Below are 10,183 nucleotides of genomic sequence, written 5' to 3'. Positions count from 1 at the left end.
AAGCACGCGTCTGAAAGCTGTCATTGCGATATGACCTTTGGGCTGTTCCTGCCTGCCGAGGCGAAAGACGGGCCGGTGCCTGTTCTTTGGTATCTCTCGGGCCTGACCTGCACCCATGAGAACGCGATGGTGAAAGCGGGTGCGCAGGCTTGGGCTGCGGAACAGGGTATTGCTTTGGTCTTTCCAGACACCTCTCCACGTGGCGAAGGCGTTGCGGATGACGAGGCCTATGATCTGGGTCAAGGCGCGGGGTTCTATGTGAACGCGACGCAAGCACCTTGGGCCACGCATTTTCAGATGTGGGACTATATCGCCGAAGAGCTGCCCGAGTTTCTTGGCAACGCCTTTCCACTGGACCTCGAGCGTCAGGCCATAACCGGCCACTCTATGGGCGGCCATGGGGCTCTGACCCTCGCGATGTCCTTGCCGGGCCGGTTTAAATCCGTGTCGGCCTTTGCCCCGATTTGCAATCCTACGGGTGCGGACTGGGGTCGCAAACAGCTTGCGGCCTATCTTGGCGATGATGAAAACCTCTGGGCCGCGCATGACGCCTCGGCCCTGATGCGCAGCGTGGGCTTTGACGGGCCGGTGCTTGTTGACACAGGCACCGAGGATCAGTTCATTGATCTGCTGCGCCCTGAAACCTTGGCCGCGGCCGTCGCGGAACGCCGCCAAGAGGCAACGTTGCGCCTGCGGAACGGCTATGACCACAGCTATTTCTTTGTGGCGACCTTCATGGAAGACCACATCAGCTTCCACGCAGACGCCCTGTACAAAGACTAGTTCCGGATTGGAGATCCCTCGTGAGTGAATTTGATTTTGATCTGATCGTCATCGGCTCGGGGCCATCTGGCCGTGCTGCCGCCATCCAAGCAGGCAAGCTGAAGCGGCGTGTTCTGGTTGTTGATCGTCAAGACAAGCTCGGGGGTGTCTCGGTTCACACAGGGACGATCCCCTCCAAAACCCTGCGCGAGACCGTGCTGAACCTGTCAGGCTGGCGCGAGCGGAGCTTTTACGGGCGCGCCTACCGTGTCAAAGACCAGATCCGCGCCGAAGATCTGAAGGCACGGCTGCATATGACGTTGGACTATGAAGTCGACGTTCTGGAGCATCAGTTCAACCGGAACCATGTGGACACCCTGAACGGCATCGCAAGTTTCGTTGGCCCAAATGAAATCGAAGTCGCAATCGACGGCGGCGAAACCACCCGCATCACCGGCGAGAAGTTCCTGATTTCGACCGGCACCAAAACCTTCCGGCCAGATACGATCCCGTTCAATGGCGAGACCATTCTGGACAGCGACGAATTCCTGGAAATGGCCCGTATCCCTCGTTCGCTGGTCGTCGTGGGGGCTGGCGTCATCGGCGTTGAATACGCAACCATGTTTGCCGCGCTTGATGTAAATGTGACTCTGATCGAGCCGCGCGACAGCTTTCTGGATTTCATCGACAACGGCGTGATTGCCGAATTCACCCATGAAATTCGCGAAAACGGTCTGGATTTGCGGCTTGGCTCTTCGATTGAAAAGGTCGAGGACATGGGTGAGCACATCGAAGTCAGCTTGGACAACGGACGCCACGTGCGCGCGGAAATGCTGTTGTTTGCAGCCGGTCGCATGGGCGCCACCGATCGGTTGAACCTTGCCGCGGTCGGGTTGGAAACGGACCATCGCGGCCGGATCTCTGTGGACCGGAAAACCTATCAAACCAAGATCGGCCATATCTATGCGGCGGGCGATGTTATCGGCCACCCAAGTCTGGCCTCAACATCGATGCAACAAGGGCGTGTGGCGGCCTGTCATGCGCTGGAAACTCCGACGTTGCCGGAAAGCCCTTGGTTCCCCTATGGCATCTATTCCGTGCCCGAAATCTCGACCTGTGGCATGTCCGAAGAAGAGCTTCAGGAGCGCAAGATCCCCTACGAGGTGGGTATCGCGCGGTTTCGGGAAACTTCGCGTGGACACATCATGGGGCTGGAACAGGGCATGTTGAAAATGCTGATCAGCCTCAAAACCCGCCGTGTTTTGGGTGTTCAGATCGTTGGCGAAGGCGCAACCGAGCTGATCCACATCGCGCAGGCGGTGCTGAACCTGAAGGGCACCGTAGATTATTTCGTTGAAAACACCTTCAACTATCCAACCCTCGCAGAAGCCTACCGGATTGCCGGGCTGGATGCCTTTAACCGGATGCCTATCCCCGAAGAGTTCAAAGTCGCGAAGAAAAAGAGCCCGAAAGCCAAATCGTGACCAAGATCTATGTGGATGCAGATGCCTGCCCGGTGAAATCCGAGGTTGAACGCGTTGCGACGCGGCACAAGGTACAGGTCTTTGTTGTCTCAAATGGCGGGTTGCGGCCCTCGGCCAACCCGCTGGTCGAAAATGTCATAGTCCCCGAAGGCCCGGATGTCGCAGACATGTGGATCGCAGATCGCGCCGGACCCGGCGACGTGGTGGTGACCGGAGACATTCCCCTAGCTGCCAAAGTGGTTGAAGCAGGCGCAACAGTGCTGAAACACAACGGCGAATTCCTGACGGAGCGCAACGTCAAAGAAGCGCTGGCGATGCGCGATCTGATGGCCGACCTGCGTGCGGCAGACCCCTTTCGGCAAGGCGGCGGCAAGGGCTTTACCAAAGCTGACCGAAGCCGGTTTCTGGACAGTCTGGAACGGGCTTTGCGCGCAGCCAAGTGATAGCTGCCGCAAACAGCCCCTTGTGTCGTTTCTAACCAAGCCTACACGCATGCCTCCGTGTTTGACTGGACAGGAAGGAGGCCCACATGACCGCGCTTGCACATATGTCCAGAAACTCATTGGGAGCGATTGCTGCGATCACGTCATCGCTGTGCTTTTCGATCAATGACGCGACCGTCAAATTCATGAGCGGCGATTTTGCCTTGCCTCAACTGATGTTTCTGCGCTCGATCCTTGCGATGGCGGTCATCGTGTTCATCCTGTCCCGACTAGAAGGCCAAAAACTGAGCCTGCGGGGCAGCCGTCGCGGTGTTCTGGTGCTGCGGGGCCTGTTGATGGTCTTGGCAAACCTGTTTTTCTTTTTGGGCATCGCGGTGCTGCCGATTGCCGATACGGTCGGCGTCTTTTTTATCTGCCCTTTACTGATCCTTGCGATGTCGGTCCTGTTTCTGGGCGAAAAGGCCGGACCGCGGCGCTGGTCTGCGGTTGGTATTGGTCTTTTGGGCGTGCTGATCATGCTACGACCCGGTGGCGACGGGTTTCAGATCGCTCTGATCCTGCCGTTGATCGCGGCGGCTTGTTACGCGGTTTTGCAGGTCATGACGCGTGCCATTGGGGATGCCGTCTCGGCGACGACGATGTCGTTTTATTTGCAGATCTCTTTCTTTGTCATCATGGGCGCTATGGGCATCGCCTTTGGCGCGGGGCAGCTGGACGGACAGGGCGGTACGTTGTTTGCCTTTCTTCTGCGCCCTTGGGTTTGGCCCGTTGCGGCGGATCTGCCGCTGTTTATGGTGATCGGCGTCGCGACGGCGGGGTCAAATTACTTTGTCAGTCAGGCCTATCGTCTGGGCGAAGCAAGTCTGGTCGCGCCGCTGGAATACGCGGCCCTGCCGATGGGCGTGTTGTTTGGCGTTTTGATCTTTGGGGATTGGCCAAGCCTGAATTCCTGGGTGGGCATGACGCTTATCGTGGGCGCTGGTCTCTTTGTGGTCTGGCGCGAAAGCCTTGCGGCGCAGGCACCGGACCGACAGCCGCCACGCCCGCAATAACGGCCAATTGCGCGATTGGGCGACCTCGCGCGGACGTATTTTGCGTAACGCCGCACATGCCCCGTATTAGCCCTTGCAAGTTTGGCGCGCGCTTGGTTCTGTCAGGCCAACTCTAGCCCCAAAGGACTTTGCCCGTGACCGTTGATGCCGTTGTATTTGATGTTGGAAATGTTCTGATCGAGTGGCAGCCAGAGCGCGCCTATGATCGTTTGATCGGGCCAGAAAAACGGCAACAGATGTTTGCCGAGCTGGATCTGCACGACATGAATAACGACGTGGACCTCGGCGCGCCACTTAAGGATCGGGTGTATGCCTTTGCCGAGGACAACCCGGCATGGCGCGACGAAATCCGGCTGTGGCATGACAATTGGTTTGATCTTGCAGGGCCCGCAATCGACCACTCTTGGCGCCTGCTTCGGGCGCTACGCGCCAAGGATATTCCGGTCTTTGTGCTGTCAAATTTCGGCGACGACATCTGGGATCGCGCCTCTGAAGTGTTTGACGTGCTCAAAGAGTTTGACCGCTATTACGTCTCGGGCAAATTGGGTCACGTCAAACCGTTCAATCGCATCTATGAGATCGTCGAAGAAGACAGCGCTATCGAGCCAGACCGACTGTTGTTTGTCGATGACCGCGAGGACAATATTGCCATGGCACGCGCGCGCGGCTGGCAGACCCATCTGTTTGACGGCCCTCATGGCTGGGCAGATCGTCTGGTGTCGGAAGGTTTGCTAACCCAGCAGGAGGCAAAATGACCAAATTGATCAGTTTTGAGGACGGCGAGAAAAATCTAGACTGGATCGGGCTGACCGATGCTCTGGCGGCCGGGCACATGTTTCCGAAAGCCGAGATCTCCGACAGTTTCCTCTATCGCGGCAAAGACACGCTGCTGGTTCGTCAGGCCTGGATCGATGGCATGGGCGTCGCGGTCAAGGCCGCGACTGTCTTCCCTGATAATCCGACAGCGAACATCCCGATGATCCACGGCTCTGTCAGCCTGTTTGACGACGCACATGGCGATCTGGCGGCCATCGTTGATTTCCACCTGGTCACCAAATGGAAAACCGCAGGCGACAGTCTTTTGGGCGCGCGCCGCCTGGCAAGGCCAGACAGCTCATCGATCCTGATACTGGGCGCTGGCGTTGTGGCGCGCAGCCTGCATGCCGCCTATTCCGCCGCCTTCCCGGATGCCCGCTTTACCGTCTGGAACCGCACCTTGGCCAATGCCGCTGCAATGGCCGCTGACCTGCCAAATGTCACCGTAGCCGAGGATCTTGAAGCGGCCTTCAAGTCCGCCGACATCGTGACATCCGCCACCATGAGCACCGAGAGTTTTATTCAAGGCACCTGGCTGCAGCCGGGTCAGCACCTGGATCTGATTGGGGCCTATCGCCCTGACATGCGCGAGGCTGACGATGCGGCGATGCAACGGGCGCGCGTGTTCGTGGACAGTTATGACACGACGATCGGGCACATCGGAGAAATCGAAGCGCCTTTGTCCAGTGGTGCCCTGACGCGCGGTGATATTCTGGCAAGCCACTATGAGCCTCAGGCTATGGTGCGCCAGTCACCTGACGATATCACGCTGTTTAAGAACGGCGGTGGCGCCCATTTGGATTTGATGACCAGCCACTACATCCTGCAACAGTTTCAAGGCGGCTGAGGTCGCCCCACTTGGGGCCGACCCGCTGGACATGCGTTTTAAGGTCTAGGCCGCCTGCGCCTTGCGGCGTTCGTTGATGGGCAAGTGGACCAAGGCCGAAAACGCGCCAACCCCCACACCGATCCACCAGACCGCTTCATAGCTGCCATAGGCGTCATACAGGCGCCCACCCAGCCAAACGCCCATAAAGCTGCCCAGCTGGTGGCTGAAGAAGACGATCCCATAAAGCGTCCCCATATAGCGCAGACCATAGATATGCGCGATCAACCCTGAGGTCAGCGGCACCGTGGCCAGCCAAAGGGACCCCATCGCAATCGAAAAGGCGATGACTGTCGCGGGCGTCATCGGGGTCATGATGAACGCCGCGGCAATCAACGTCCGCCCCGTATAGATCCCCGCAAGCAGGTATTTCTTCGAGAACCGATTGCCCAGGTACCCTGCAAACAGCGTCCCCGCGATATTGGCCGCGCCAATCAGAGAAATCGCAACAGCCCCCAGACGCGAGGTCGAATTAATCCCCAGCGACGACAGCACACCCGTCGGATCAATGGCGCCGCAGACTTCGGTGACAAATGCCGGAAAATGCGCCGTAATAAACGCCAGCTGATACCCACAAGAGAAGAAACCGAGAAAGATCAGAGTATAAGACGGGTCTTTCAGGGCCTTCATCAGGATATCGCCCATGCTCTCTTCGATCTGCGCTTTGTCCACCGCAGGGGCCCGCATCATTGGCAACAAGGCCAGAACCGCCAACACCGCCGCGGCAAAGATCAGGAAGGTGTTTTGCCAGCTCATAAAGCTGAGCATCCATTCGGCGATTGGCGCTCCAAAGACCTGCCCCGCGCTGCCAGCCGCCGTCGCAATCGCAAGGCTCATCGAGCGGTTTTCGTCGCTGCTTGCGCGTCCGACAACTGCCAGAATGACGCCAAACCCGGTGCCTGCGATCCCAAAGCCAATCAGCACCTCATAAAGCTGATGCGCGGTCGGCGACATGGCCATGGACGACAGAACAAGGCCAATCGCATAGAGGATCGCGCCCATGATGATGGCTTTGCGGTCGCCAATCTTTTCCGCGATGGCACCAAAAATCGGCTGCCCGATGCCCCAGGCCAGGTTTTGAATGGCGATCGCCAAAGAAAACTCGGCGCGCGGCCAGTTGAATTCCGCAGCAATCGGAATCTGAAACACCCCAAAACTGGCACGGATCGCAAAGGACACAAGAATGATCAGACAACCGGCAATCAGAACCGGTGTAAAAAGGGGTGTGCGAGTCTGCATGGAAGGCGCTCCTATCTGCGTTAACTCTGCGTGGGTTTGGGCGTGTTGGTCAATTCAGTAAATGTGAGCGCGACATCACGTTATGTGATGATAGGTACGCATAACTGACCTTTATGCGCGCGTTCTTTACCGCCCGTGAAGGGTGCAAAGGCGCGAGGCCGCTTTTCACTTGCGATGTGTCGCGCTAAGGACTTGGCATGAAAAGCGTGAACGACACCTATAACGCCCGCGTCGCAGAGGGCGTGCTGACGGCCGATCCAGCGCAGCAGGCGGCGCTGGTGGAATTTGACCGCATTCTGGACGCACTGTCCCAGCCAGTGAAATCTAGCTGGTTCCGCAAGGCCAAGCCGCAGGCCGTGCAGGGGCTTTACCTTTGGGGCGGGGTTGGGCGTGGCAAATCCATGGTGATGGATCTCTTCGTCGAAGTGCTTGAGGCGCGCGACATCGCCGTGCGTCGCGTCCATTTTCACGCGTTCATGCAGGAAATTCACGCAGGCATGCACAAAGCCCGACAGGACGGGGTCGAAGACGCCCTTGCGCCGGTCGCGGCGCAGGTCACATCCACCCTGCGGGTTCTGGCCTTTGACGAGATGCAGATCACTGACATCACGGATGCGATGATTGTGGGACGTCTGTTTGACATGCTGATCGCAGGCGGCGTGACGGTCGTCACGACCTCTAACCGCATTCCCGACGATCTTTACAAAGACGGGCTCAATCGCCAGCTTTTCCTGCCGTTTATTGATATTCTCAAAGCCCAGATGGTGGTGCATGAAATGGTCAGCCCGACCGACTATCGCCAGAACCGTCTGTCCGGCCAGCAGGTCTATTTCGTCGAGGCGAAAGGCGAAGCGCGCGACAAGATGCGGGCGATTTTTGACGATCTCAGCGGCGGCGGCGCGCAACCTCTGGTACTGAGCGTCAAGGGCCGCAGCGTCGAAATTCCGGCATTCCGAAATGGGGTTGGCCGTGCAACGTTCTTTGACCTGTGCGGCGCGATGCTTGGCCCGGGTGACTATCTGGCCATCGCAGAGGCTGTGAAGGTTTTAGTGCTCGAGAACATCCCCCGCCTGAGCCGACATAACTTCAACGAAGCGAAACGTTTCGTCACACTGATAGATGCGCTTTATGAAGCCAAAGTCCGCCTGATTTGCTCGGCCGCGGCAGAGCCTGAAATGCTGTACGTCGAGGGAACCGGATCCTTTGAATTTGAACGCACCGCCAGCCGTCTGCGCGAAATGCAGGACGCGGATTGGGGTCGCGAATCAGACTAGACTCAGGGGGCGAAAATTAAAAAGGGGATGCAAAAGCATCCCCTTTTCTGCTGTTTTCAGCCTTGCCTGCATGTCGGGAATACACGCCGCTCGACTTGCGCTATCCCTCTGCCAATACTGAGAAAACTCAACTTGCAGCCAATATACGCAGGGTGGCGCGAATCGGTCAATAGTCCCCGATTCGGTTTTTTGCGTTCAACCAATGGATGATTCGTTTTTCCGAGTCGTTTCAACGGTTTAGTCTGGCAAAAAAATTTTGCGCCTAGCCGTTTTCCCGCAGAATGTTTCCAGCCAAATAAAGCGAGCCACAAATCAACACGCGCGCCTCGGGCGCAGAGGCAAGAATGTGGTTCAACGCATCCTGCACCGAGGCCGCTTCATGCGCTTGCAGGCCTACGTCCGTCGCCGCTGCGGCCGTCTCTTCGGCGCTGAGCGTGCTGGTTTCACCGGGAATAGACACCGCTGTCAGGCTCTCGGCTTGGGTCGCCAGAGGGCGCAGATAGCCTGAAACATCCTTGGTGTTCAGCATCCCGCAAATCAAATGCGTTTCGCGCTTGGGCAGCGCGCCAAGCAGCGTCGCCAATGCCTCGCCCGCCGCCGCGTTATGCCCGCCATCAAGCCAAAGCTCTGCCGCGCCCGCACTGTCTACCAACGGGCCCGTTTTCAGCCGCTGCATGCGCGCAGGCCAGCTGGCGTTCACCATCGCCGCTTCGCAGGCAGCCTCATCTGCACCAAGGAACCGCAGGGCCGCCAATGCTGCGCCTGCGTTCTGGATCTGGTGATCGCCCAAAAGGGCAGGCAATGGCAGGTCCAGCAATCCTGTTTCGTCCTGAAACACCAAACGCTCACGCTCTTTGAAAACATGCCAATGCTGCCCATAGGCCAATACCGGCGCGCCCAGAGACTGCGCTTTGGCTTCGATCACCTCAAGCGCCTCGTCCTGTTGCGGCCCAACGACCACGGGAACGCCACGCTTGATGATCCCGGCTTTTTCTGCCGCGATTTTGGCCAGCGTGTTGCCAAGGAATTGCTCGTGGTCAATCGACACGGGCGTGATGACCGACAGCGCTGGGGTGATGACGTTCGTCGCATCCAATCGCCCACCCAGACCGACTTCGAGCAAGGTAAAATCAGCAGGCGTGCGGGCAAACGCCAAAAGCGCAGCGCAGGTCGTGATTTCGAAATAGGTGATATCGATGCCGCCGTTCTTGGCATAGCATTCGTCCAGTATCTCGGTCAGGTGATCTTCGCTGATGAGCGTACCAGCCAGCCGGATCCGTTCATGAAAACGCGCTAGATGCGGCGATGTATAGGCATGAACGCTTTTGTTCATCCCCTCAAGACCCGCGCGGATCATCGACTGGGTTGACCCTTTGCCATTGGTGCCCGCGATGTGCACGACGGGCGGCAAATCCTCTTGCGGGTTGCCCAAGGCTTCAAGCAGCCGCCAGACCCGATCCAGGGTCAGGTCGATAATCTTGGGATGCAGCGCCATCATACGGGCGAGGATTGCGTCGGAAGTCTGGGTCATGATGATATCCTTGAACCTGTGGTCCCTGCCCTAACGAGAAAACGCGCCCGGCAAAATACCAGACGCGTCCTGAAGTGCAGATTCTGCGTCAGCCTAGTCTTGTGCCGCTTCGGTTTTTTCCTCGGCCGGTGCTTCGATGGCAGGCGCCGTTGGTGCGGGCAAGTCGCCCTTTACCGCAGGGGTTTGCCCCATCAGCATCCGAACGATCGTAATCAGTTCTTCACGCATGTCCGTGCGTTTGGTGACACGATCCAGCATGCCATGATCCAGCAGGTATTCCGCGCGTTGGAACCCTTCGGGCAGTTTTTCGCGGATGGTCTGTTCGATCACACGCGCGCCTGCAAAGCCGATCAACGCATTTGGCTCGGCAATCTGGACGTCGCCAAGCATCGCATAGGACGCAGTCACGCCACCGGTGGTGGGGTGCGTCAGAACAACGATATAGGGCAGACCCTCTTCTTTCAGCATCTGCAGCGCGACGGTCGTGCGTGGCATCTGCATAAGGCTGAGGATACCCTCTTGCATCCGCGCGCCACCCGCGGCGGAAAACAGGACCAGCGGGCGCTTCATCTCGACTGCGCGTTCTGCGGCCGCAATGATTGCGTTGCCCACATACATGCCCATCGAGCCGCCCATGAAAGAGAAGTCCTGCGCAGCAGCAACAATCGGCGTGCGGCCGATTTCGCCTTCTGCTAC

10 protein-coding genes are annotated in these 10,183 nt (G+C 58.1%); 7 read left to right on the top strand and 3 right to left on the bottom strand.

Features of this window, described 5'->3' with window-relative positions:
• The 6 genes from fghA to ACEQWH_RS02735 form a co-directional block, all read left to right on the top strand.
• Positions 1-783 (top strand): S-formylglutathione hydrolase (gene fghA / locus ACEQWH_RS02760; RefSeq protein ID WP_370228102.1); only part of this gene is annotated, 783 nt, incomplete at its 5' end.
• A gap of 20 nt (positions 784-803) precedes the next feature.
• Complete coding sequence (gene sthA / locus ACEQWH_RS02755) at positions 804-2,246, top strand: Si-specific NAD(P)(+) transhydrogenase (protein WP_370228100.1); 1,443 nt, start codon at positions 804-806, stop codon at positions 2,244-2,246.
• The gene (locus ACEQWH_RS02750; protein WP_370228098.1) at positions 2,243-2,689 is read left to right on the top strand and encodes a YaiI/YqxD family protein; all 447 of its coding nucleotides are present in this window, start codon (positions 2,243-2,245) and stop codon (positions 2,687-2,689) included. The genes sthA and ACEQWH_RS02750 overlap by 4 nt, the downstream gene beginning before the upstream one ends.
• An 86-nt stretch (positions 2,690-2,775) precedes the next feature.
• On the top strand, positions 2,776-3,741 hold the full coding sequence (locus tag ACEQWH_RS02745) for a DMT family transporter (protein ID WP_370228096.1): 966 nt from the start codon (positions 2,776-2,778) through the stop codon (positions 3,739-3,741).
• A 134-nt stretch (positions 3,742-3,875) separates the two neighbouring features.
• Positions 3,876-4,496: an HAD family hydrolase gene (locus tag ACEQWH_RS02740; RefSeq protein ID WP_370228094.1), complete on the top strand. Its 621-nt coding sequence runs from the start codon at positions 3,876-3,878 to the stop codon at positions 4,494-4,496.
• Positions 4,493-5,404, top strand: coding sequence for an ornithine cyclodeaminase family protein (locus tag ACEQWH_RS02735; RefSeq protein ID WP_370228092.1), 912 nt, complete (start codon positions 4,493-4,495; stop codon positions 5,402-5,404). The genes ACEQWH_RS02740 and ACEQWH_RS02735 overlap by 4 nt, the downstream gene beginning before the upstream one ends.
• 45 nt (positions 5,405-5,449) lie before the next feature.
• Here ACEQWH_RS02735 and ACEQWH_RS02730 read toward each other — a convergent pair whose 3' ends face one another.
• The gene (locus ACEQWH_RS02730; RefSeq protein WP_370228090.1) at positions 5,450-6,682 is read right to left on the bottom strand and encodes an MFS transporter; all 1,233 of its coding nucleotides are present in this window, start codon (positions 6,680-6,682) and stop codon (positions 5,450-5,452) included.
• A gap of 197 nt (positions 6,683-6,879) precedes the next feature.
• Between ACEQWH_RS02730 and zapE the strand changes: the two genes are divergently transcribed.
• On the top strand, positions 6,880-7,956 hold the full coding sequence (zapE, locus tag ACEQWH_RS02725; RefSeq protein WP_370228089.1) for a cell division protein ZapE: 1,077 nt from the start codon (positions 6,880-6,882) through the stop codon (positions 7,954-7,956).
• Between the two features lie 262 nt (positions 7,957-8,218).
• Here zapE and ACEQWH_RS02720 read toward each other — a convergent pair whose 3' ends face one another.
• Together ACEQWH_RS02720 and ACEQWH_RS02715 are read right to left on the bottom strand one after the other, a co-directional pair.
• The gene (locus ACEQWH_RS02720; RefSeq protein ID WP_370228087.1) at positions 8,219-9,487 is read right to left on the bottom strand and encodes a folylpolyglutamate synthase/dihydrofolate synthase family protein; all 1,269 of its coding nucleotides are present in this window, start codon (positions 9,485-9,487) and stop codon (positions 8,219-8,221) included.
• Positions 9,488-9,580: 93 nt separating this feature from the next.
• The coding region (locus ACEQWH_RS02715; protein ID WP_370228085.1) for an acetyl-CoA carboxylase carboxyltransferase subunit beta at positions 9,581-10,183 on the bottom strand (603 nt) is incomplete at its 5' end.

Origin of the sequence: Cognatishimia sp., assembly GCF_964229375.1 — a bacterium.
Taxonomy (GTDB): Bacteria; Pseudomonadota; Alphaproteobacteria; order Rhodobacterales; family Rhodobacteraceae; genus Cognatishimia.
This window is presented reverse-complemented; position numbering and strand designations above follow the sequence as displayed.

Bases quoted from the DNA above. Each gene is read 5' to 3' on its own strand.
- ACEQWH_RS02745 (WP_370228096.1), top strand. From the start codon at position 2,776: ATGACCGCGCTTGCACATATGTCCAGAAACTCATTGGGAGCGATTGCT.
- ACEQWH_RS02730 (WP_370228090.1), bottom strand. From the start codon at position 6,682: ATGCAGACTCGCACACCCCTTTTTACACCGGTTCTGATTGCCGGTTGT.
- zapE (WP_370228089.1), top strand. From the start codon at position 6,880: ATGAAAAGCGTGAACGACACCTATAACGCCCGCGTCGCAGAGGGCGTG.
- ACEQWH_RS02735 (WP_370228092.1), top strand. From the start codon at position 4,493: ATGACCAAATTGATCAGTTTTGAGGACGGCGAGAAAAATCTAGACTGG.
- ACEQWH_RS02720 (WP_370228087.1), bottom strand. From the start codon at position 9,487: ATGACCCAGACTTCCGACGCAATCCTCGCCCGTATGATGGCGCTGCAT.